This window comes from Ignavibacteria bacterium, from assembly GCA_017302895.1.
Taxonomy (GTDB): Bacteria; Bacteroidota; Ignavibacteria; order Ignavibacteriales; family Ignavibacteriaceae; genus UTCHB3.
The window spans coordinates 818266-843598 of the sequence record JAFLBV010000002.1; the positions used below are offsets into that span (position 1 = coordinate 818266).

General features: G+C 43.4%; 12 protein-coding genes. 2 read left to right on the forward strand and 10 right to left on the reverse strand.

The features are described 5' to 3' along the window. Nucleotides 1-18: 18 nt before the first annotated feature. A complete protein-coding gene (locus J0L60_11165; protein MBN8546676.1) occupies nt 19-1332 on the reverse strand; it encodes a M20/M25/M40 family metallo-hydrolase in 1314 nt (437 codons plus the stop codon). Between the two features lie 394 nt (nt 1333-1726). Here J0L60_11165 and J0L60_11170 point away from each other — a divergent pair, with 394 nt between their 5' ends. Next, nucleotides 1727-6628 carry a DUF11 domain-containing protein gene (locus J0L60_11170; GenBank protein ID MBN8546677.1) on the forward strand — a complete coding sequence of 1634 codons (4902 nt, stop codon included), beginning with the start codon at nt 1727-1729 and terminating at the stop codon, nt 6626-6628. Between the two features lie 358 nt (nt 6629-6986). Then, complete coding sequence (locus J0L60_11175; protein ID MBN8546678.1) at nt 6987-10121, forward strand: T9SS type A sorting domain-containing protein; 3135 nt, start codon at nt 6987-6989, stop codon at nt 10119-10121. 191 nt (nt 10122-10312) lie between these two features. Here J0L60_11175 and J0L60_11180 read toward each other — a convergent pair whose 3' ends face one another. The 9 genes from J0L60_11180 to glmS form a co-directional block, all read right to left on the reverse strand. After that, entirely contained in the window at nt 10313-11689 is a 1377-nt protein-coding gene (locus J0L60_11180; GenBank protein ID MBN8546679.1) for a glycosyltransferase family 39 protein, read from the reverse strand. A 116-nt stretch (nt 11690-11805) separates the two neighbouring features. Next, nucleotides 11806-12966, reverse strand: coding sequence for an ATP-grasp domain-containing protein (locus tag J0L60_11185; protein ID MBN8546680.1), 1161 nt, complete (start codon nt 12964-12966; stop codon nt 11806-11808). Between the two features lie 8 nt (nt 12967-12974). Then, nucleotides 12975-13610, reverse strand: a complete 636-nt coding sequence (locus J0L60_11190) for a hypothetical protein (protein ID MBN8546681.1) — start codon at nt 13608-13610, stop codon at nt 12975-12977. Nucleotides 13611-13671: 61 nt separating this feature from the next. Continuing rightward, entirely contained in the window at nt 13672-14601 is a 930-nt protein-coding gene (locus J0L60_11195; protein MBN8546682.1) for a glycosyltransferase family 2 protein, read from the reverse strand. Nucleotides 14602-14799: 198 nt separating this feature from the next. Beyond that, nucleotides 14800-19986, reverse strand: a complete 5187-nt coding sequence (locus J0L60_11200) for a T9SS type A sorting domain-containing protein (protein ID MBN8546683.1) — start codon at nt 19984-19986, stop codon at nt 14800-14802. A gap of 277 nt (nt 19987-20263) precedes the next feature. Then, nucleotides 20264-21196, reverse strand: a complete 933-nt coding sequence (argF, locus tag J0L60_11205; protein ID MBN8546684.1) for an ornithine carbamoyltransferase — start codon at nt 21194-21196, stop codon at nt 20264-20266. A 12-nt stretch (nt 21197-21208) separates the two neighbouring features. Beyond that, nucleotides 21209-22153, reverse strand: a complete 945-nt coding sequence (gene arcC, locus J0L60_11210) for a carbamate kinase (GenBank protein MBN8546685.1) — start codon at nt 22151-22153, stop codon at nt 21209-21211. Beyond that, complete coding sequence (locus J0L60_11215; GenBank protein ID MBN8546686.1) at nt 22150-23469, reverse strand: GTPase; 1320 nt, start codon at nt 23467-23469, stop codon at nt 22150-22152. The genes arcC and J0L60_11215 overlap by 4 nt, the downstream gene beginning before the upstream one ends. Nucleotides 23470-23484: 15 nt before the next feature. Continuing rightward, nucleotides 23485-25317 carry a glutamine--fructose-6-phosphate transaminase (isomerizing) gene (gene glmS, locus J0L60_11220; GenBank protein ID MBN8546687.1) on the reverse strand — a complete coding sequence of 611 codons (1833 nt, stop codon included), beginning with the start codon at nt 25315-25317 and terminating at the stop codon, nt 23485-23487. Between the last annotated feature and the right edge of the window lie 16 nt (nt 25318-25333).

A 25333-nucleotide genomic window follows, 5' to 3' on the forward strand; every position in this document is an offset into this window, starting at 1 on the left:
AATACCGGTTTTATTTTTTTAGAAACCAAACTCTGAAATCAAAATTGTTAATATTGTTATAGCCACTGAACCGAGTTCAAGTTCCCGATGATTAACGGCTTCAAAAACATCATTATCTGAATGGTGAAAATCGAAATATCTCTGGCTGTCGGGAACATAACCAATGAGTGCTCTGGCATTTTTTATTCGTGAAATGTCGGCACCACTTCCCCCTTTTCTGAACCATTCGATACCTGTTCTTTTGAAGTAAGGGAGCCACGATTCCATTTTACTGATAATTTCGGGAGTCGAATCCACACTAAACCCCCTGGGAGTGAAGCCACCTCTGTCAGATTCTATCGCCGCATAATGAATGTTTTTTTCAGTAGCGGCAAATTCGCCATAACCCTTTCCACCAGCAAGCCCGTTTTCCTCGTTTGCGAAAAGTACAACCCTTATAGTTCTTTTTGGTCTGAATCCGGTTTTTTTGATCAATTGAAGAACTTCCACAGCCTGTACACAACCTGCTCCGTCATCGTGAGCCCCGACCCCTTTATCCCAGGAATCGAGGTGACCACCAGTGACTATTATTTCATTTCGTTTTTCGCTTCCCCATATCTCTGCGATTATGTTTCGAACAGTAGTTGTTCCCTTTGTTTCGCAATTGAGCTCAAATTCGAAAATGTAATTCTCCGGATTTGGGGACTTGGCGATTCCGGCTAAAATTTTATTCAACCTGATTGCGCTCTGCACTCCAAGTGCTGCGGCAGGAATTTTAGGAATCGTATCGAGGTACCTTAATGTACCCGTGTGGGGAGTGTCGTCAAAATTGGAAGCTACTGAACGGATAAGTACCGCTTTCGCACCGTAGGCTGCAGCTCTGTAAGCCCCGTTAACCCGATAATTTACTGCAGGTCCATACGATTCAAATGACTCGTAAACATCCTGTGGGAATTCGAAATTGAAGAAGACTATCTTCCCTTTTACTTCCTCTTTTCTTTTATCGAGTTCATCAAAACTGGAGATTTCGATAACCGCGCCTCTTAAGATTCCTTCCGTACCAACTGAACCACCCAGAGCGGCGATGTTGAAGTATGTGTCAGCTCCGGAGTTTTTCCCGCGTAACTTGAATTTCTCTACATTCCCTCTCTGCCAGTTCACAGTAGTAAAAGATTGAGTGTAAACAGTGTCAACTCCAATTTCTTTTAACTTCAGGATGAAAAAATCTTCAGCTCTCACAAGATTTTTACTTCCGGCCAATCTGTTACCAATCTTGCAAAGTTCACGAAGCAGATTATAACCGAATGTGTCAACCAGGGCAGTTCTGTGCATCCTTCGAAAAGTCGTCTCCAATGTGGAGTCGGTTTTTTCGATGGATTGAGAAGCGGAATTAAAAGATAATACAGACAGGGCGAGTAATAATACGAAGAAAAAGCGTCTCATAAGCCGATAAAGGTACCTGAAAAAATGAAACGCAAAGATACTTTAATCAGAGTGAATATTCAATGAAAATAAATATGGGTGAATCGGGTATTTATTCCGTTGAGGCAGCGACGGTCGGGCTAAAACATTCTGCTGTTGATATACCAACTTCAACTTGTATCATTATGAGACATTTTTGGCAATTATTCTCATTTTGAAAATGGGAATACCTTCATTTTAATACGAAAACAGAGTAATACCTTTTGGTACGGTTTTTGCATATTTATTCTTATTTTTTTAATCATTTATAAGTCAGATGAAGAATATGCCGAATAACAAGACAATTTTTTCTAAGGCTATTGCGATCGCAATATTCCTTACTCTGTTGCTCACAGGCACCACAGAGCTTTTCTCCCAGGTGACAACTCCTTTTCAGCCCAGGTTTCAATCCAATGAGAAGGGTGATATTCAAATTTTTGGAAATGCTCTGTTGAAATGCCCTGCCGGTAATTGTGGCGGGAACAACAACAGCTACAGCATGGTAAATATTGATATTGACGGTGATGCCGCCACTTTCAACTCCAGCTCTGCAAATTTTACCCTCCCTGCAGGTGCAACTGTGCTCTGGGCGGGCCTATATTGGAACGGCATTTCGACAAATTCGGCAAGGAACACGGCATTATTCAAAACACCCGCATCGGGTGGTTATGTAAGTCTGACAGGTATCACTTACGACAACAGTTACGGTTATCAAGGATTTAAGGATGTAACTTCCCTTGTCCAGGCAGGTGGCACCGGCACATATATGACAGCCAATGTCAGAACAAACACCGGTACAAACACATGGGCGGGATGGGCACTTGTCGTAGTTTACAGAGACCCTTCAAAACCACAGAGAAACCTTACGGTATTTGATGGTCTGGCAAATGTCAGTACGAGCAATGCAAATGTAAATATTACTATAAGTGGATTTACCACTCCCCTTTTCGGTCCTGTGAATGTTGCCCTCGGCGTGGTTGCATATGACGGTGATGCTGATCTAACAGGTGACGCTCTCAAATTTAACAATCAGGTAATTTCAAACGGTTTGAATCCTGCATCCAACTTCTTCAACAGTACAATCAGCAGATTAGGCACAGCGATTACTGACAAAAATCCAAACTATGCAAATCAGTTGGGACTTGATATTGACATCGTGGATGCAACCGGCAAATTGAGCAACGGGCAGACAAGTGCGGTGCTTAATCTTACCACGGGCGGTGAAAGCTACAACCCGGGTGTTGTAACAACCGTTATCGACATCTTCGCTCCTGATATTAACATTACTAAAAACTTTACAGATCTCAATGGTGGAAGTGTAACCCCCGGTGACACTCTTCTCTACACAGTCAGCCTTGTAAACAACGGACAGGATGCTGCCAACAAAGTGGTGGTTGTCGACTCTATTCAAAATCACATGACCTATCTCCCCGGAAGTATGGTAGTTACAAGCGGTGCAAACAGCGGTAACAAAACTGATGCCGCAGGAGATGATCAGGCATTTTTTGCTTCCGGAAAAGTTAACTTTAACCTCGGATCTAGTGCAAACGCCTCAACCGGAGGTAATCTTAATCCGGGTGAATCGACCGCTGTCAGCTTCAAAGTGGTCATTGACCAGCCACTCCCCGACAGTCTGAGTGCAAACAATTTCGCTTTGGCAAGCTACAAAAGTCAGTCCGTTCCTATTAGAGACTACTCAAGTCAGTCTGCTACAGTTACAGCACCAATTATTTCATTGTCTGATCTGTCACTCACAAAAACAGTTTCCAACTCCGCTCCCGTGGTAGGAAGCAATATAGTTTACACAGTTAAAGTGACTAATTCAGGACCGGAAATTGCCACCAGTGTCAGTGTTAACGATCTTCTCCCCGCAGGTTTACAGTTCGTCAGTTATTCATCTTCAACCGGAACATATGACGATGCCACCGGGGATTGGGTTATCGGCACAATGAATCCGGGCAGAACCGATTCATTAAGAATCACCGTATTGGTCAATGGTACCACCGGAATCACTAACTTCGCTGAAGTAAAATCCCTCGATCAAACAGATCCTGACTCGAGTCCGAACAACGGAAATCCTGCAGAAGACGATTATGCTTCTGTCTCGATTAATCCCGTCAACTCTGCAGACTTGAAAATAAGGAAGCTGGTTACCCCTGCCAATCCAACTGTGGGTTCAACTGTCACTTATACTATTACGGTATCAAATGATGGTCCCGGCAATGCAACCAATGTGATGGTGAATGATCAGTTGCCTGCCGGAATTTCCTATGTTTCCCATACCGCCTCCCAGGGTTCTTATATACCCGGTACAGGTGACTGGAACATTGGAACAATCAACAATACGGGTGATGCAGTACTTACACTTGTCGGAACAAAAACATCACCAAATATAATTACTAACATAGCAGAGATTACCGCTGCCGATCAGTCCGATCCATTTCCACTGGACAGAAAAGACAGCGCTACAATTCCTATACAGGTAGCCGATCTTTCTATCAGCAAAACCGTTTCGCCACAGGCTCCTCAGTATGGTCAGCAGGCAACTTTCAGGGTTGTTCTTAAAAACAACGGACCAACTGCTGCCACAGGTGTGATCGCACAGGATTCACTCGTTAGTGGATTAAGCTATGTGAGCTCAAGTGTAACACAGGGTGTCTACGATCCCGTATCTGGCGAATGGTTTATTGGTACGATCGCCAATGGTGACAGTGTTGTATTGTTGATTACGGTAAATATAACATCATCAACCGGTTTATCGAATACCGCATCGATCAAGTTTTCACACGAGATAGACCCGACTTTGGGTGACAGAACTGCAACCGTTAACTTTACGGCAGCCTCTTCCGATTTGAGTATCCTGAAGACTGTTGATAATGCAAACCCGGGTGATGGTTCAACCATTAACTACACAATTACCATTACAAATAACGGACCGTCAGCTTCGACAAATTCCACGGTATATGACAAACTGCCGAATGGTCTGGTTTATCAGTCTCATTCAACATCGCAGGGTCTTTACACCATTGCAACAAATCAGTGGGAAGTCGGTCCAATTCCTTCCGGCGGTTCGGCAACTTTGCAAATTTCCGCCAAGGTAATCTTTGACAGTCTCAGTGCGACTGTAATCAATCTCGGACCCGCTACGGGCTTCAACCTCTTTGTTCTGAATGATTTCTCAGCACCTTCATCGGATGTCGAGGGGAAAGCCGCAATAGGAAGGGATGTGAATGTAGCCGGTTACAGTTTTGGCGACAAGTATCCTAACTCGAACGGTACTGAAGATATTCTGATAGTCGGAAGAAATCTTACTTATATCTCAGGAGCCATCTATTCAGGCAATGTGGTGTATGGCAATTCAACCAACCTGCCGATTAATGGTGTCTCCATCAATAATGGAACACTTAGAAAAGATACAGTAATAGATTTCGCTGCAGCAGCTACATATCTGCAGAGTCTCTCAACTTCCATCAGCCTCTATCCTGTGAATGGTACCACCCATTTCGAATGGAACGGACTCGAACTTACGGGTACAAATCCATTTCTGAATGTCTTCTCAGTGACAGGAGCACAACTTTCTCAGGCTAACAGCGTGGCATTGAATGTACCAAACGGTTCGGCTGTTCTGGTTAACATCAGTGGCACAAATGTAAGCTGGACTGGCGGACTTACAGTAACAGGAACCGCGAAAGAAAATGTAATCTATAATTTCTACGAAGCCACTGCTCTCAGGATTGTTGGAATAGACATCCGGGGTGCCGTCCTCGCTCCATTCGCTTATGTAACTTTCCCTTCGGGTGTTCACAACGGACAGATGATAGCCTATAATGTTACCGGAAGCGGACAGTTCAATCTTTCCAATTTTATGGGAAATATTCCTATAAACAAAGATATCTGGAATGTTGCAGAGATCATGTCAGCCGATCAGTATGATCCCGATTCAACCCCGGGTAACAACGACCCTTCAGAGGATGATTATTCCAAAGTCAAGATTCATGTCACTAATATCGTTCCGGCTCCAAACCTCAACTTCGGCAACTGGAACTATATGGCTAACTTCGGTCAGGATCAGATGGTAATGACCATAGCCCGTGACAACACAACTAATCTGTTCGCAGGAACTCTCGGAGGTGTGGTTTACAAGTCAACTGACAACGGTACCAACTGGACACAATTACTGAACACTATCAATAATGCCACTCTCATTTGGAATATCAAGGTACTCTCGAACGGGAAAATTCTCGCTGCTACTGAGCAAGGTATCTATATCTCCTCTGATAATGGTGCAAGCTGGGAACTCTCCACACTGAACGGGAAAGATACCAGATCGATTGTTGTTGATGCTCAGGGTATCATCTATGTTTCCACCTGGGGAAGTGGTGTCTATAAATCAGCCGACAACGGTAATACATGGACAACCATGAACACAGGTCTGACTAATAACAACATCAACACCCTCGCAATAAATGCGCAGGGTACCCTGTTTGCCGGTTCATTTGGTGAAGGAGTTTTCAGATCAAACGGTACGGGTTGGGATCGCCTCTCAGGAGACAACCATTTTGTCTGGACACTTTATGTTGACGGTCAAGGTTCACTAATTTGTGGTACTTATGGAAGTGGCGTTTTCACCTCAAACGATAACGGATCATCATGGACACACCTTGCCCTCTCTTCTAACCTGAACTACACCTACGGTATAACAGGTGATCAAAATGATAACCTCTATTTCATCTCCTTCACAGGAGGTGTTACCGTGAGAAATCACCAGACAGGTGCTTTCAATATGCTTGGACTTTCTGCTCTTGGCGTAAGTTCAATCTATATAAACCAGAACAATCAGGTTATCGTCGGTACTTCACCCGGTTACCTCTATAAAAACGATTCACCATTGACTTCAGTTCAGACAGAAAACAACGGTATCCCCGCAAAATTCGAACTGAATCAGAATTTCCCGAATCCGTTTAATCCTTCGACTCAAATAAGCTTTGCAGTGCCACAAAAATCGTTTGTGTCTCTCAAGATATACGATGTTCAGGGTTCTGAGGTTGCAACTCTCGTTAATGAAGATAAAGAACCCGGTTTCTACTCGGTCAATTTTGACGCTAAAAAACTCTCCAGCGGCGTTTATTTCTATAAAGTTGTCGCCGGTGATTTTAACGCAGTAAGAAAAATGATTTTACTCAAGTAACGCAGTAATCCAATAATGCAGTAATGCAGTAATTTTTGTGGCATCCGGGGTTCGGGTGCCATTTTTTTTATTTGCTTCCATTCCCGTCCCACAACCATTATAATTCCGTGTAAAAAAAAGTTAATTTTCCCTGAAACTGTGCTGTACCTCACATATTTACCCGATGACTTAAAAAAATATCTTCTGATCTGAAAAAAAATGTGATAATTAACTTTGATTGCAATAATACTTTGATTACATTAATGTAGCTAAATTTTAATAATCAGTTAACCGTCTGATAAAGGCGGTTCGTCGGCGGAAAATCATCATCTGACGAAAATATTGTTTTTAATCACCTCATAATCAAAGGAACAAATACATGAAGTATTTAAAGTTCTTTTTATCAGTTTTCGTTCTCTTCTCGCTGGCATTCACTCTGAATGCGCAACCAACAGTGAACATAACAGCTCCTGCAGCGGCTTCGATCGGGGTTTCACTTACCCCGACACTCACATGGGATATTCCCGCCGGAACACCACCTTACAGCAGTACCGTGAGCATCTACAGTGATGTCACGATGACGACACTCGTCTATACTCTGAATGTTGGTATTCTAACGAGTTTAGCCATACCGGGCGGAACTCTGCAGAACAATACACATTACTGGTGGAAAGTTGAAGTGACGGATCTCGGAATGGGAGGCCCCGGAAGCGCAACCTCCGATTTCGTTACCCTTCTCGCTACTCCAGTTCTTGCCTCCCCTGCCGATGGCTACATTTCCAATACAATGACTCCAACACTCTCCTGGACAATGGACGATAATAAAGGAAATGTAAGATACAGACTTCTCACGGGAACTTCACCCGGACTGACCGTTGGAGCGAACCTCAACACAACTACCGGTGTAAATCCCGGTTCACTTTCAACTACACCTTTGGCTTTACTCCCTGCAACCAAATACTGGTGGACAGTGAACGCAGAAGTAAGCGATGGAGGTGCGCTGAATAATGGTGAGTTTAAACAGGCTTCTACCGAGAGAACTTTCTATACACCCCTTGATGTTCTTACCACTCCTATAAACGGAGTTACCGGTCATACACTCGAACCGACCTTCGCCTGGACAGATGTGAATTTCGAGACAGAGTATGAACTTAGAATTTCAACTGCAGGTGGATCACAATTGGCTTTCGATGCAGGCCTCCTTTTTACTGATCTTGCAATCCCGGCGAACACTACTTCAGTTATCTACAACGAAAATACACTGAATGAAGGTCCCGGAGCAACTTATGCTTTTCCTTTGACCGCTAACACTACCTACTACTGGCAACTCGTTGCAAAAGATGGCAGTGTAAGTATTCCATCCCCAATCTGGCATTTTACCACATACCCCGCGGTTACTGTAAGTCAATACAATCCGGGTGTTGGTGACTCAGTCTTTTTGAATGATGTCATCTTCTCTTATGGTATTAATCAGGCAACCAACGACCTGAAGTTCAAATTACAGGTTAAAGCAGCTCTTGCACCTCCTGTTAAAACAGAATGGCTCACTTCCAATTTTACCGGAACATCAGTTAATCTGAATCAGACAGTCAACCTTTTGGGAGGAAAAAAATATTACTGGAGAGTTGTTCTATTGAACAATTCAAATCAGGTAATGGCTTATTCACCAACGAGCTACTTTAGCACAAGCGGTGGTGCAACCGTTCCTTATCCTTCATGGCCTGTCGGCAATCCTCAGGTATATACTAATGCTCCACAACTTTACTGGTACACTGCCGGTTACAGCCCCGACATCACATTTGATGTACAGGTTAAACTGTTACCTATGGGTGCACCTGTTTACAGTGCAACCAACATTACAAACATCTACCATCAGGTAGGTTTGAACCTTCTCCCCGGTACATTATACTACTGGCAGGTTAGAAGTGTTTACAAGAGAGGCACTCCTGATGAACAGACATCTGCCTGGAGCACTGACAATACCTTCACCACATGGGGAGTAGGTACTGTTGTAGTGCCAAATCCTTCATATCCTGTTGATAACCTTTTGGTTTATACAGCATCACCATATCTTTACTGGTGGCTTGGTCAGGACGGTACAGGATTAACCTACATACTTGAGTACTCTACTTTTAGCAACTTCTCAAGTTCAATTACGCTCAGTGCAATTCCAAACCAGTTTGTACAGCTTTTTGGTTTGATTCCCGGACAGACTTATTACTGGAGAGTTAGATCCACAAACGGAGTTCAGGTCTCTGCTGCTTCGGTAACTGCTTCGTTTACGGTTGCAGGTGGTGTTACCAATGGATTTACAGTTCTTAACTGGCCAACAGGTAATCCAACTGTCTATACCACAACCCCAACCCTCTCCTGGTACCTTGAAGGCTCACCAATGGGCATAACAGGTTACCTCGTCAGATGGAAAGTCGGTTCCAATTCATCGAACTGGGATGTCGATTATTCAGGTTTGGCATCCGTTGGTGATGTTTACAATACTTCTTACACATTTTCAGTACCTTTCGCTGAAGGTCAGGTTGTATACTGGGCAGTAGCTGCCACAAACGGTATTACACACTCAGCCTGGTCGAGTGATCATTTCACAATATACAGTGGAACCACCCCGGGTGCACCAGTTATCTCGTGGCCCTCAGGAAACGCACTCATTTATACTGTAGACCCTCAGTTGAACTGGTGGGTAAATGGTTCAACAAGTGGAATTGTCGGCTATCAGGTTGTGTACAGCTACTCTGATGTCTTTGCACCTGCTGCAACTACAACAGCCTACTCAACCGGTACATCTTTGAATATAACTGGTCTCGTGGAAGGCGCCACCTACTGGTGGAAAGTAAGAGCCCATCTCGGTGGTCTCTCTTACGGTCCATTCTCTGCAGTTGAATCGTTTACGGTTAATCCGGGTTCATTTGCCCCTGTTACTCCAATCGTCGGAGGACCAAATAATGTTATGATCGGTACCACAACTCCGATTGTATCATGGGCACTGCCTACAGCTCTTCCTTCAGGTGCGAAATTCGAACTTGAAGTTGCTGACAATTCACAATTTACAGGTTCAACTGTATTTGAAAACCTGACAGCAAATAACAAGATGCTTCAGGGTTTGACAGCCAACAAGAGCTACTTCTGGAGAGTAAGAACCAAAACCAGTGATGGAAGTTATTCATTCTATTCAGGAATGGGTAAATTCAATGTCATGGATGGTGCAACCGATGTGAAAGAAGTTGCAGAAATCCCGAAAGAGTTTAACCTCGATCAGAACTATCCGAATCCGTTCAACCCTTCAACAAACATCAGATTTGCCTTACCGGCTGATGTGAATGTGAAACTTGATGTTTACAACACCCTCGGTGAAAAAGTGGCTGAACTGGTTAACGGTCCTATGACTGCAGGAAGTTATGCGATCGCTTTTAACGCATCAGCATTACCTTCAGGAATCTACTTCTACAGAATTGAAGCCGGAAGCAATGTTGCCGTTCGCAAAATGATTCTGATGAAATGATCTGAAGGCTGAAAAGCGAAGGCTGAAATCTGAAGGCTGATGGATGAATGACGAAGGCTGAAAAGCGAAGGCTGAAGGCTGAAAAGCGAAGGCTGTTGGCTGAATCAATCATAACTTTCAAGTCAATCTAATAATTAAAAAGCCGCTCCTAAAACGGGCGGCTTTTTTATTTTAAAAATCGTTGGGAGCAATTATTTTTTGAAAGGCAGCTTTATTTTATCTATCGAGAAGACAAGTACACCGAGCACAAGTGCTTCAACGGGGAACTTGAATCTGCTGGCATCGTTGATTGTGTTGAAAATAACATTGGTAAGCAGGAGTGCATCAATGACAAGTATCAGGGAGATGATGATGAAATTCACTTGCTCTTTCACATTCCTTGTCAGTTTAATAAGCAGGTATGCAGATACAATAACAAAAGATACCATCACCAGCAACCAGTAGAGCTTGTGCAGCATGATCACAAAACCGGGTAAAACATTGAAATTAATGTCCCCTTTCTCCGGTGCATTCTGCAGGCTCGATGAAACCCACAATGAATATACAATCGAAACCACCCTGATCAGATTCACTTTCCCGGAAGTCTGTTGATATATTTCATCATAAAAGCCCCCGAGTTTTTCGTTTAAAAGAGCTTCATTTGCTGAATTTATTTTGTAGTAATCAAAAAGTTTCTGCGTAGCTTCGTTGTAAACTTTGTAGCCGATAAAAGAACTTGCGAGAGTTTGCTTGTTTTCCTCACCAAGAATATTCATCCAACTGTTTGCATCAATCCGGTTTTTTGCTTGAATTTTATCCCTCGCATCAAGAAATATTCGCAACACTTCCGAATTTTCAGCACTCACCTTCACATTGCTGTCGATTGTTGCAATGAGGGCATTTCTTCCGACATAAAAAGGGACACCCGTTCCTTTTTTTGCCCCTCCCGAAACACCGGCTCCCGGAAACAATCCGAAATTACCATTTACATTCATATTTACGAAACTCCAGCAAAGAAGCACTGCAAGAAGTGGCAATCCATACACAGCAGGTTTCACGAATATCTCTTTCACAAAACTTGTACCGGACTCTTTTCGCAATATAAATAGTCTCACAGCGATTATGATAAAAAATAGGGGCAGAAGCGGAATCAAGTTATATCGGGAGAGAATCGTAATCCCTGTCGATACACCGGCATACGCATAATATTTGTTGTCACCCGAGACGATTGCCTTGAGTAATAAATAGATCGAGAGTGTAAACAGAAACCACGACAGCACTTCTGTAATGAACATGAAAGAATAGTAAAGTGCTGACAGATTAAAAAATGTCAGATAGAGTATCAGGTTTTGCTTGTTTTCGGAAAGTCCAACCAGTGAGAATATTTTTCTGACAAGTAAACTTGTGCAGTACATTAAAAAAAGCTGTATCGCCAGAACAAGATTTGGCAGGGCTGCATATCCAAAAAGTTCGATCAGCCCGGCAAGAATCAATGGATAAAGCGGAGAACGATATGGGAAAAGGACAGAATTGAGTCCGAGGAACTTTTCGGCGTAACGGAGATAATCGGCACAATCTCCTTCATCCAATACAGGAGTAAAGTAGAAAAACAGGATGATTGTAACAAATGCCAGAAAATATTCCGGTTTGCGCTTCGAAAAATTTTCCTTTATCAGTTCTGTCAGTTTTTCGGAAATCGTAACCTCTACCCGGTTATTATCTGAAGGATGGACGGATCATATTTGAATTTCCCTGACTGCGACTTGTACATAAACGATGCCGCCCTTTGGTTGCTTTCTCTCACTTCGGGGAGTTGGTAACCGACTTTGTAATACACCTCTGTCTGAACAATCTCGGGGTAAAGAAGTGTATTGTCGATAACTTCTGTAATGACGCCGGGTTTTGGTATTTCGTAATATATTCCCGAGAAAGCCGGATCATTCAATACAGGTTCTTCAAACTCTCCCATAGCCACCTGAATTGTCCCCTTCAGGAAATCATACCCGGTTGAGAGTTGAACAAGGTGTGAGCCGATATAGTCGCCACCCATTCTTGCCCCTGTCTCTACAATGTAGACCTTATCATCCATTGTCACAAGCACCTCGGTATGAGAAGCACCATTTGTCACTTCGAGAGCATCCAGTGCAGCAGTTACTGTTTTAATGATTCCGGTTCTGACTGTTGCAGAAAGATCTGCAGGTTGATGCTGCCCGCTCTCCACAAAATATGGGGCACCTGTGGTCTCCTTTTCAGTTATTTGAAGGAAGTGGTGCTCACCTCTGAATGAAATCATCTCTACACTGTATTCTTTTCCTGTGACAAATTCTTCGATTACACATTCACCAGCAAACGATTCCGTTATGGCTCGCGCTATGGCATCAGACATCTCAAACATGGTCTCAATTTTGGTTACTCCCCTGCTTCCCGATCTGTCAACCGGTTTTATTATGAGGGGATATTTGAGATGGTTTGCATCAATGCTCCCTGTACCTGAAGTGTGCTTTACAAAACCGGGACAGAGTACACCACGCTCTGCAAGTCGCTCACGCATAAGAAATTTATTCGTTGTCAATGTAGAGCATCTCATTGTATTACCGGGAAGACCAAGTTTTTCCGCGAGATAATTCACAGTGATTGAGGCGAGATCGGAGCCGATTGATACAACTGCGGCAGGATCCAGCTCCGCTGCTATGGAAAGGATCTCATCTTTTTCTATAATCGAGACAGGATAAAACCGGTCGCAAAACTCCCTGCCAACGGCACCCTCTTCCCATGCAAACACATGTGTCTCAAAGCCCATATCACGGGCCTTTCTGATTAGAGGAACCTGAAAATTGTTTGCACCGATGATTACAATTTTTTTCATTAGTAGCTTTATTGTAATGAAATTGAGGCGAAACGGAAAGGATTGCCAACGCCTTTTACATTGTCGGGAACATTTTTTGTAATCACAGACCCGGCACCTATCACACATTCAGAGCCAATGGAGATGTTGTTTGCTGTCACAGTCCCGGAACCGATAAATGTACACTCCCCTATCTCAACCACCCCGGAAATCACCACCGCAGCACCAAAATAGCTGGATTTTCCAACAATGGAATTGTGAGAAACGACAGATGAATTGTTTAACAAGACACCATCTTCCAAAATCACTTCCTCATCCACATTACACAATGGATAGATGACAATACCACTGCCAAGTTTTGCAGTTTTGCTTATATAAGCAGTGGAGTGAATAAGATTGTAGAGTTTCTTGCCTGTCGATCTTAATTCAGCGAAAATCTCCCGTTTTAACTTCAAATGATGATAACCAAGACAAACCATATATTCGATGTTTGAATCTGAATTATCTCTGTAACCGTAGAAGGGTGCCACCAGTCCGGGATTCTCCTGATGTTTTATATCGTCGAAATAAACGAATTTTACCTCTTCCGTGCTGTCACCGAGTATCATTTTCTCAAACTGGACTCCGAGAGCTCCGTAACCAATTAATCCAATCGTTTTCAACATTTTCCTCTTCTACTTTTCTCAGTGGCAAAAACTGAGAATGCATTTGTGAAACAAGATGCTCTCATTTTACCTCTTTCCTTACAAGGAAGTTGGGTCGTTTTGTCGATTTCATATTAATTCTGTGAATGTATTCACCGATGATTCCCAAACCCATAAGTATGCTGCCGATCCCAAATCCCAGAATAATCGCAAATGTGGCAAACCCCGAAACAAAATCATTAAAAATCAATTTTCGCAGGATTACATAAATGGTATAAATAATCGACAATCCAAAAATCCCGAAGGAGGAAACAGTCAAAAACCTTACGGGGAGATCGGAAAAAGTTACAAAAACATTAATCGAGTGATTTATCAGTTTCATCAGGGTATATGAACTGCTGCCGGCTTCACTCTGGGAGTGGCTGACACTCACACTTGCAACATTCGATGTGATCCACGAGAGGTAACCATCCAGAAAAGTGTAGGAATTACTCATCTCTGTTGTGTGTTTGGCTATCTCAGTCTTTAAAATTCTAAATGAAGTATAGTCAGGGTGCAATTCGGGGATACCAACGGCAAGAGCTTTTTTCATAATTTTCGAGGTAATATTCCGAAACCAGTTGTGTTCCCGTTCCGAATAGTTTCCGTAGACGAGATCGTAATCCCCTTCTTTTTGCTTGATGATCAGTTTTTCAATGTCTTTCGCAGAGTGCTGGAGGTCTTCATCCATTGTAATGATGAACTCACCATTTGCAGCATCTATTCCGGCTATAATCGCATTATGCTGACCAAAATTCCGTGTTAATGAGACCCCTCTGACTACACCGGGAAATTCTTTGCACAAATCCTGAATCACGCTCCATGAATTATCCCTGCCACAGTCCCACACAAAGATGACCTCAAAAGAAAAACGGAGTCTGTCCATCTCTCTTTTAATATCGGCAAACAACCTGCCAATTGTCTTTTCACCCCTGTACACGGGGACCACAAAAGAATAGTTTGTCATCAAAATCTTTTCAATAAAGGGATTAAAAAGTGCAAAATCGTGTCTTAAAACTTAAAATAACCTGATTACAAAGTTAAGACTCAGGGCTCTATGTGCAAAGAGTTATCTAAAATAAAAAAGCCGCCCCGGTTAAGAGCGGCTTTTTAATTATCACTTTTCAGCCTTCGTCATTCAGCCTTCAGCCTTCGCTATTCAGCCTTCAGATTATTTCATCAGAATCATCTTGCGGACTGCTACATTGCTGCCGGCTTCGATTCTGTAGAAATAGATACCAGAAGGTAAAGATGATGCATCAAAAGCTATTGAGTAGCTGCCTGCGGTCATTGGTCCGTTAACCAGTTCAGCAACCTTCTCTCCGAGAGTATTGTAAACATCAAGCTTCACATTCATATCGGTTGGTATTGCAAACCTGATACTTGTTGAAGGATTGAATGGATTTGGATAGTTCTGTGAAAGATTGAACTCTTTCGGAACTTCAGCAACTTCCTTGATATCGGTTGCTCCATCCATTATTTTGAACTTACCCAAAGCTGAGTAGTAGGAATAACTTCCATCATTCGTTTTTGTTCTTACTCTCCAGAAATAAGACTTGTTCGGTGATAAACCTTGAAGTGTTTTATTGGCAGAAGTAAGATTCTCAAAAACTGTTGAATTAGTGAAGTTTGGATTTTCAGCAACTTCGAGTTCAAACTTCATTCCTGTTGTCATAGCTGCGGGAATACCCCATGAAATAATCGGCGAGGTCGTTCCAACCATTACATTGTTGGGACCACCAACTATCGGAGTAGCAGGAGCAAACGAACCGGGATTTACAGTGAAGGATTCAACTGCTGAATATGGTCCGTAAGAGAGACCTCCAAAATGGGCTCTTACTTTCCACCAGTATGTTGCGCCTTCTACGAGACCTGATACATCCAACCATGTATTTGTTGAGTAAGTGGTTGTTGTTGCACCATTTGCAAATACATCAGAATAACTGTAAACAACTTCATAACCGACGATCCCGCTTGTGGAACCATTAACCCACCACGAAAGTTGTGGATTGACAGTAAACAAGAGTGCGTTACCAACAGGCCACGAAAGAACCGGAGCACCGGGAGTACTTCCACTGTAGATTGTGAAGTAATCAGATGCCCATGTTGAAAGTGTGGTACCATCAGATGCCGCAACAGCCCAGTAAACCACCTGTCCTTCGGCAAATGGTACTGTAAAACTGTAGGAAGTGTTGTGAACACCGGCAACAGTAACAGAGCCGGTAAAATCAGAATTCCAGTTGCTTGAATTCGAACCGATTTTCCATCTAACCCTGTATTCTGTGATTCCCAGCGGGGATCCTTCCAGATACCAGGTCAGGGTAGGCAGGGTTGTGTAAACTGTGGGGTTACCTGTAGGCCAATTGAGCACAGGATAACCATTAGCAACGCCTCCGGCTACAGTAAACATTCCCAATGCTGAATTAACCGACTGCATCAGACTGTTTTGTGCACGAACCTGATAATAGTAGGTCCTGCCGGGTGTAAGATTTGATACCTGAACAAAAAGAGATGTCCCGGCAGGGTATTCCACAGCTCCCGTCATGGACGGGTTGTCACTAATCCTCACAAAAAAGTCAAGACCTGTTCCGGCTTCGCCAAGATACCAGTAGATATAGGGCGCGGTAGTATAAACAAGTGCATTGTTAATCGGATACGATAACTGTGGAGTTACGAGTGCTCCTCCGCCCCATGGCTGGAAGATCTGGTATGCACTCCAGTTTGATATCTGCTCATCAGGTGTACCGCGTTTGTAAACGCTTCTGACTCTCCAGTAATGGTAGGTAGCTGCAGTAAGTGGTGTAGTTATCTGATGATAAATATTCGTTATGTTAGTACTTGAGTAAACTACAGGTGATGCTATGGAGCCTGCCCTTACTTCAACATCAAAAGTGATTTCGGGACTGTAACCTGCGGTGTACCAGTTCAATTGAGGAGTGTTTGTATACACTCTCACAGAATTGACCGGCCACGATGGATAAGGAACTGTTGCTCCACCACTGGTATGGAAGTAACTTGTCGGCGAATATGCCATTACCTGATTTGAATTGTTCAGAAGAACAACTCTCCAGTAATATTTCAATCCACCTAATAGGTTAACAGTCTGGAAAAGGTCTGTTGAGGTACCGGTGAAATTGGAAGTCAGCCAGTCTGTTTTGACAGGTGCCACTAGAGCGGACTTAACCTGTAACTTGAACTTCAACCCGTTTGTTGCCTGGTTGATTCCGTATGTAAACATTGCATTGTTCAGATAGACGGTGTCACCTGTACCCGGATTATGCTGACTTACAGTTACAGCCGGATAGGTCGTAAAATGCCAAATTGGCGATTTAATGCTTACACCGCCATCTTTGGCAACCAGTTGCCAGTAATATTTGGTATTTGGAGTTAACGGGAATACATACTGTGAACCCGGTCCCTCGTTAAGCGTATTTTCATTGTAGATTACTGAAGTACTGTTTGCAGGAATTGCAAGATCAGTAAATATAACACCGGCGTTGAAATCGATTTGTGTTCCACCCGCTGTCGAAATCCTCAATTCATATTCGGTTTCAAAAGCCACATCAGTCCATGCAAACGAAGGCTCAAGGGTGTGTCCGGTTACTCCGTTGATTGGAGTGGTGAGTACATCAAGAGGAGTATAGAAAGTCCTCTCCGGAGAAGCCACCTTAAACTCACCATTGTTTGCGGCTGATCCATCAAACACTTCAGCTCTTACTGTCCACCAGTATTTTGTTGCAACTGCGAGACCGACAGGATTGAGTGTCAGTGTTCCCGGGTTTACTCCTGATGTCACATTTGTGTTTGCAGGGTCGGAAAGTCCCGGAGATGTGCCAACCAAAAGCTTATATCTGACATTCGATCTGTTGTTTGCTATAGCCCAGCTTAAATCAGGTGACATCACGAGTGATTCAAACTCGGTTGCCGGTGAAGTAAGAACAGGAGTGTCAAGAAGGGTGGTAAAAGTTATTACCGGGCCATTGTTTGTAACATTTGCACCGTCAGTGACGACGATTCTCCACCAGTATCTCCTGTTATACTCGAGAACAGCACCAGGAACCACATAGCTGAGTGCTCCACCAACATTCGCAGAATGAACCAGAGTAGTTAAACCGGGGTCACTGTAGATCTGAACTGTGGCACTAAAAGCCGGTATTCCGCCGGTAATAGTCCATTCAAGAGTTGGTGTAAGGGAAAGAAACGCCTGATTCACAGTTGGATTTGTCAAAGTGACTGCCGGGGCTACATAGCCAAATGCTGTGTACAATCCCAGGGAGTTTTCTCCGGTCAGTGTAAAAGTATTAGCAACTATATTATGTGTACCGGTAAGCACTGTCCATGAAGTGCCGTTATCTGTGGATTTAAAGAATTTCAAATTCGCTTCCGGATTTCCGTTAAGCTCCGAGTCATCGTATCTTAAAACCAGAGATGCATTCAAACCGGTGTTTGTGGCAGGAGCAAAAGAATATGTTCTATTAATACCTGTTGCCGCACCATAACCGTAGGCTGTGTGCGCTCTCCTTACCAGAGTTGCGCCCAAATTTGCGGAACTGGTAAGGGATGCACCAAATCCTGCAATATTCTCGTTGGAAGGAGCATTGATCGCTCTGCTGGAAAGCAGCTCACCGTTCGAGAAAAGATTTGAACCTGTCTCAACGAGGCTTCCGGTCATTCCAATAGAGACCATGTTACCTCCGACATTAAGAGGAATGGCTAGTCCAAGATTACCCAATATTCCAAGGCTCCCGGCAAGTGTGGTGCCCGATGCTGTAAATGTCGCATTTCTGTAAACAGAGGACGACATTATGTTGGCTGGAGGAGTGAGTAAAGTGGAGACATCAAACCCGACATTGTCATTGTTTGAAGGAGTTAAACCTGTGCTCCAGTTTCCGGGAGATGTTGTTTGGTTATCCACACTCCCTATCCAGGTATGAAAAGCTGTTGAACTTACAAAATCAACATCCTGCTCAATATTTACCAGATCGAGGTCAAGAAGATCGCTTGCAGTGTTTAGTGCTCTGTTTTGTGAGGTATGAGCAATCTGGTCGAGTCTGTAGTACGCAGTCAACCCGCTTTCATTTCCGACAAGAGAACGGCTCATATTGGCAACTGTTTGCTGATGAGTTCTTACGCTTTGCCAGATTCTCAACTCATCGACCATCCCGCTGAAATAGTCAGTAATTACACCGGTTGAACCAACTGTTACATTACCACCAGTGCTGAAAGAAGTCGCAGCGGTATCAATTGCTACAAGCTTTCCGTTTCGGTACAGACTTCTCTCACCTGTCGAGCTGTTGTATGTTGCAGAGTAATGATTCCATGCCACATCAGTCGCTCCGAGAGATGAAGCCAGAATGTCGGAATCAAATGCGATAAAAAATCCGTTCGGGTTATCAGGATCACCCGGTGAAAGAAAACCAATCTGAATCAGGTTTGGACTGGAGCCGTGCGAAAACACAACCTGACGGGAACCGGTGTTCCCGGCTTTTGCCCAAAACTCGACTGAAAAATCAGAATTGTTTGAGAAAGGCTGGAATGAGAGTGCATACTCATCAACTCCGTCAAGCGAAAGGGCATAACGGGGACCCGCAGTTGAACCGGAGACCGCCCAGGTTGGGTCGGTAGTCTCAACAGTACCGTCCATTCCGAGATATACATTGTTTACCGGTGAATTTCCGCCATCCGAAGGTAATTGTCCGGTACCCTCGTCAAGTGTTAAATAAAGCGGCAGGTTTGCGGTACCGGATGTTTCCGGCTTGTACATATCTCTTCTTATTTCAGTCGAAGTGCGTGTACTGCTCCAAACCTTAATTTCATCCAGTTTCCCGTTAAACGGAGCAGCACCGGATCCATCAACTCCAAAATAGATATTACCGATCGATGAGGAAGCACCTAATTGGGTTACGGGAATTGAAGCAGAATTGTAAAGTATACCGTCAACATAAATCTGAAATGCTGATGCTGTCTTAACCAGAGTTACATAATACCATTTTGACTGTGTCAAAACAGGAGTAACCCCGTTCATAAAGAAGTTACCACCTGCAGAGAAGCGGTCAATTCTGGCATTTAAAAAACCGGCATTCAACCAAAGTGTATACTGAGCTGTACCAACAAAATTGTGGTGCTTGTGAAACAATGTTTGATCGCCGGCAGCACCGGGATTGTTGGGATATACCCACATGGAAACGGTGAATTGGCTTCCACCGCCGAAGTTTAGTCCGCTTCCCGATCCTGCGTCTACCTTGACAAAATCATTGACCCCGTCAAATGAGAGCGCATTCCCCCCGTTTTGGGCATAGACGCCGAAAGGAATCAGGATTATGGATAAAACACGCAAAAAGTATTTTGAATACCTCATCTGCTTGTTCCTTTATTAATTGAGGTGATTAGAAACTTTTTTTTCGATAAAACTTATAGTTTTGTCGATGAATTCTATTTATTTTTCGATTAAATAATTTTTATACTCCACGATTATAATGTAATGAAAGTATTATTAATTACCAAAAGAAAAATGAACAGAAGCGTGCGAGTATTTATTTAAGAGTGCCGTGTGTTTTAGATCACATAAAAAAAACCGCTCCATCTCTGAAGCGGTTTAAACGACCAATACCGAAGTATTATTTAAGTTTTGGAAATTACATCACCAAAGCCATGATTGCTTTTTGAACATGGAGTCTGTTCTCTGCCTCATCAAACACGATTGAATTGGCTGAATCTACCACCTCATTTGTAACTTCTTCCTCACGGTGAGCCGGGAGGCAATGCATAAAGAGATAATCATCTTTTGCGTTCGCAACGAGGTTGTTATTAACCTGGAATCCGGTGAATCTCTGATTTCTCTCCTGAGCCTCTTTTTCCTGTCCCATGCTTGCCCAAACATCTGTATAAATGATATCGGCATCTTTGCATGCTTCAACCGGATCGTTGGTGATTACAACTTTGGAACCCATGTAATTGGCGTTCTTCTTTGCATTTTCAACTATCCATCCGAGAGGTTCATAACCCTTGGGTGAGGCAATGGTTATATCCATTCCGACCTTCGAACAACCGTTCAGAAGTGAATGCGCCATGTTGTTTCCGTCTCCAATGTATGCAAGCTTCAAGCCCTGGAATTTTCTTCTCTTTTCAAGTATTGTAAAAAGATCAGTCATTACCTGACAGGGGTGAAGGAGGTCGGTCAGACCGTTAATAACGGGGATTGATCCGTATTTAGCGAGTCCCTCAACATCTTCGTGCTTGAAGGTTCTGATCATGATTCCGTCGAGGTATCTTGAAAGAACTTTCGCAGTATCGCTGATGGTTTCACCTCTGTTCAATTGCAAATCGTTTGGTCCGAAATACATTCCGATGCCACCGAGTTGCCAGATACCGACTTCGAACGAAATTCTTGTTCTGGTTGACGGTTTTGCGAAAATCATTCCGAGTGTTTTGCCTTTAAGGAGGTGATGCTCTTCACCGGTATAAAGTTTTTCTTTAAGAGTTTTGCTCAGATCAAAAATCTGCCACATCTCTTCGAGTGTAAGATCATTAATGGAAAGAAAGCTCTTTCCTTTCATATTTACTGCCATAATTTTAGTCCATTAGTTAGCGATTATTCTTGTTCCCGGATTAGCTTTTCCCAGCTCGCCGGCTTCTGTTATTACTGCTCTTTTTCCGCCATTCTTAACGAAGTTCACAGCAGCCTGGATTTTAGGACCCATGCTTCCCGCTGCAAATTCTCCATTTTTAATGTGCTTTTCGGCTTCATCGACTGTGATTTCTCTTAAAGCAACTTCATTCTCCTTCTGAAAATTCAGATATGCCTGAGGGACATCTGTGAGAATTACAAGCTCATCAGCCCCGATCTGGTTTGCCAGAACCGATGAAGCGAGATCTTTGTCGATGACAGCCTCCACACCTTTCATGGTGCCATATCCGTTTTGGATAACCGGAATTCCACCACCACCCACACAGATGACAATATGACCATCATCGGTAAGTTTTTTTACGATGTGTGCTGAACGGACATGGGTGGGCACAGGCGAAGCGACAACCCGTCTCCATCCCCTTTTGCGGGGATCTTCACGGAATTGCCAACCGTTTGCTTTCGAAAGGAGGTCTGCCTCTTCTTTCAGGAAGAATTGGCCCACCGGTTTCGTTGGATTTTGAAAAGCAGGATCATTGGCGTCCACTTCAACATGGGTTACCATGGAAATGACTTCTTTTTGTATGTTGTGCTGAAGGAGAAGTCTCTCCATCTGCACCGCAATGATGTGGGCAATTTGCCCTTGCGACTCGGCAACACATACATCAAGAGGCATTTTAGGGAGCAAAAATTTCTCGTAACCTGCTTCATTTTTAAGTATCAGATTACCCACTTGAGGACCATTTCCATGCGTTATAACTACTGTATATCCGCGAAGGATGAGGTCAACGAGACTCTTGCACGTATTGAAAGCATTTTGTTCCTGCTCCCTTATAGTGCCTGATTGATTTCCTCTAAGGAGTGCATTGCCGCCGAGTGCTACGACGGCAAGCTTGCTCATAGAAGTCCTTTTTCTTTCAGAATCTTCTCTAAAGTTATTCCGCCAATCTCCTGCAGGTCATATCCCACTCTGGTAGATGGTTTGTTAATCTTCAGAATTCTTCCAAGATCGATTGGAGTACCAATAACCACACTGTCACAGTCGGTGGCATTTATGGTATCTTCCAAATCTTTCACCTGGTCATCTCCATAACCCATTGCAGGGAGAAGAACACCAATTTTTGGATATTTTTCATAGGTTGAAGTAATTGATTTTACTGTCCATGGTCTCGGATCAACAAGCTCTGCAGCACCATAATTCATGGCAGCCACGGTTCCGGCTCCGAATTCCATCTCACCGTGTGTAAGAGTTGGACCATCTTCAACCACAAGAACTCTCTTACCTTTGATCACTTCCGGGTTGTCAACTGTGATAGGTGAAGCACCATCAATTATCTGAGCTTTTGGATTCACCGATCTTATATAGTTACGAACTGAAAGTACATTCTTAGGTTCAGCCGATTCAATTTTGTTTATAACAACAACATCAGCCAGACGAATGTTAACATTGCCCGGGTAATAGGTTGATTCATGACCCGGTCTGAGGGGATCTGCTACAGTAATTGTGAGATCTGGTTTATAGAACGAAAAATCGTTGTTTCCGCCATCCCAGATTATAACATCAGCTTCTTTTTCTGCCTGTGCAAGGATATCGCCGTAATCGACACCTGCATATATTACACCACCGTTTGCCACATGTGGTTCATACTCTTCGATCTCTTCGATTGTGCACTTGTGAGTTTTGAGGTCTTCAAGTGTACCAAATCTCTGTACCCGCTGTTTTTCAAGGTCACCGTAAGGCATTGGATGTCTTACTGCAACAACTTTTTTGCCGGCTGCTCTGAGAAGCTCGACAACTTTTCTTGAAGTCTGGGATTTTCCACTCCCCGTTCTTACAGCAACAATCGCGATCACCGGTTTCGATGATTTAAGCATGGTCTGTTTTGTTCCGATAAGTGTGAAGGAGGCGCCGGCAGCATTAACTTCGGCAGATTTGTTCATTACATAGTTGTAGGGGACATCAGAATATGAGAAGTAAACTTCATCTATATTCATCTCTTTTATCAGTTTGGTGAGGTCTTTCTCGTCATAGATCATAATACCGTCCGGATAAAGTTTTCCTGCTAGTGATGCAGGGTACTTTCTTCCGTCGATATTAGGGATCTGAGTAGCCGTAAAGGCTTTTACATTATACTCCTCTTTATCCCTGAACCAGGTATTAAAGTTGTGAAAGTCTCTTCCTGCGGCTCCCATGATAAGGATGTTTTTCCGCTCCATAGATTCTCCATTTTGTTATTCAACTGTTACGCTTTTAGCTAAGTTTCGTGGTTGATCCACATTTAAGCCTTTTTTCATCGCAATATGGTATGCGAGCAGTTGAAGCGGAATGACCGTAAGAATGGGCATCAGTATCGATCTTGTCGTGGGTATCTTTATGGAGTAATCAGCCAGATCATCGATCTGTTCATCATCGTTGGTGGCTATTGCTATTACAACTCCTTTACGGGCCTTTATCTCTTCGATATTACTTACAATTTTATCGTAAGTAGCATCTTTAGGCGCTATGAATACCACAGGCATGTTTTCATCGACCAGTGCTATTGGTCCGTGCTTCATTTCTGCCGCGGGGTAACCTTCTGCGTGAATGTATGAAATTTCTTTCAACTTCAGAGCGCCCTCCAATGCCACGGGGAAGTTGTACCCTCTCCCTAAATAAAGGAAGTTAGTGGCATTTTTGAATTTTTCTGCAATTTGTTCTATTAAATCGTTTTGTTTTAAAATCTCTTTGGCATACTCGGGAATTTTCTTGAATTCTTCCACGAGGCTCTTCCCCTCTTCCAGAGTGAGGTTTTTACGCCTTGCGAGCAATATTGTAATTAGAGCAAGGACGACGAGCTGCGAGGTAAATGCCTTTGTGGATGCCACACCAATCTCCGGACCGGCGTGTACATAAACTCCCGACTTGCTCTCCCTTGCGATGGAACTCCCTACAACATTACAAATTCCAAGACAGAGTGCACCTCTCCTTTTTGCTTCTTTCAAAGCTGCGAGAGTATCGGCAGTTTCACCCGATTGCGAGATAAAGAAAACCGCATCACCGGGTCCAACAATAGGATTCCTGTATCTGAACTCGCTTGCATACTCCACTTCAGTTGTCACTCTGAGATATGTTTCAAACATATACTTCCCTACCAGTGCAGAGTGCCACGAAGTACCGCACGCAATGATGATTATCCTTTTTACATATAGAAGATGGTCGAGAACATTTTCCAAACCTCCAAGCTTCACATCACCATTTTCCAGAACAAGCCTTCCCCGAATCGAATTTTTAAGGGATTCGGGCTGTTCCATAATCTCTTTTAGCATAAAGGTCGGATAACCACCTTTATCTATCTCATCCAGAGTCATCTCGATTTGATGAACTTCCTTGTCAACCTCGATATCCTCAATGGTTTTTGTGAGATAGTGATCCTTAAACACTTCAACTATCTCCCCGTCTTCAAGATAAACCACTTTTTTTGTGTGTTGAAGTATCGCCGATACATCAGAAGCTACAAAATTTTCACCGTCACCAATTCCCAAAAGGAGTGGAGAACCTTTTTTGGCTGCAACGATGCGGTCAGGTTCCTTGGTGTAGATTACTGCAATGCCGTAAGTTCCCTCAACTTCGTTGAGACCACGACGGACTGCCTCAAAGAGGGTATATCCGGACTTTATGTAGGTATCAAAGAGATGTGCCAAAACTTCAGTATCTGTTGCACTTTTAAATTTGCAACCATGCTGCTTAAGGCCGGCTTTGAGGGTGGAATAGTTTTCAATTATACCGTTGTGTATCAAAATCAAATCACCGTCATCGTTCGAGTGAGGGTGCGCATTCACTTCATTCGGTTCACCATGAGTCGCCCAACGGGTATGCCCAATACCTATCGTTGAATCGATTCCGCTTTCAATAACTGCTTTTTCAAGTTGAGCCACTTTCCCCTTAATCTTGGTTACTTCTATGTTCCCTTTTCTTATAACACCAAGACCGGCAGAATCGTAACCCCGGTATTCCAAACGCTTCAATCCCTCAATAATTACGGGTACGCAACTGTTGTTTCCAATATAACCGACTATTCCACACATGGCACGATTCCTGTGA

Coding starts and splice junctions, on each gene's coding strand:
- J0L60_11170 (MBN8546677.1), top strand. CDS start 1,727: ATGCCGAATAACAAGACAATTTTTTCTAAGGCTATTGCGATCGCAATA.
- J0L60_11175 (MBN8546678.1), top strand. CDS start 6,987: ATGAAGTATTTAAAGTTCTTTTTATCAGTTTTCGTTCTCTTCTCGCTG.
- J0L60_11185 (MBN8546680.1), bottom strand. CDS start 12,966: ATGAAAAAAATTGTAATCATCGGTGCAAACAATTTTCAGGTTCCTCTA.
- J0L60_11190 (MBN8546681.1), bottom strand. CDS start 13,610: ATGTTGAAAACGATTGGATTAATTGGTTACGGAGCTCTCGGAGTCCAG.
- J0L60_11200 (MBN8546683.1), bottom strand. CDS start 19,986: ATGAGGTATTCAAAATACTTTTTGCGTGTTTTATCCATAATCCTGATT.
- argF (MBN8546684.1), bottom strand. CDS start 21,196: ATGGCAGTAAATATGAAAGGAAAGAGCTTTCTTTCCATTAATGATCTT.
- arcC (MBN8546685.1), bottom strand. CDS start 22,153: ATGAGCAAGCTTGCCGTCGTAGCACTCGGCGGCAATGCACTCCTTAGA.
- J0L60_11215 (MBN8546686.1), bottom strand. CDS start 23,469: ATGGAGCGGAAAAACATCCTTATCATGGGAGCCGCAGGAAGAGACTTT.
- glmS (MBN8546687.1), bottom strand. CDS start 25,317: ATGTGTGGAATAGTCGGTTATATTGGAAACAACAGTTGCGTACCCGTA.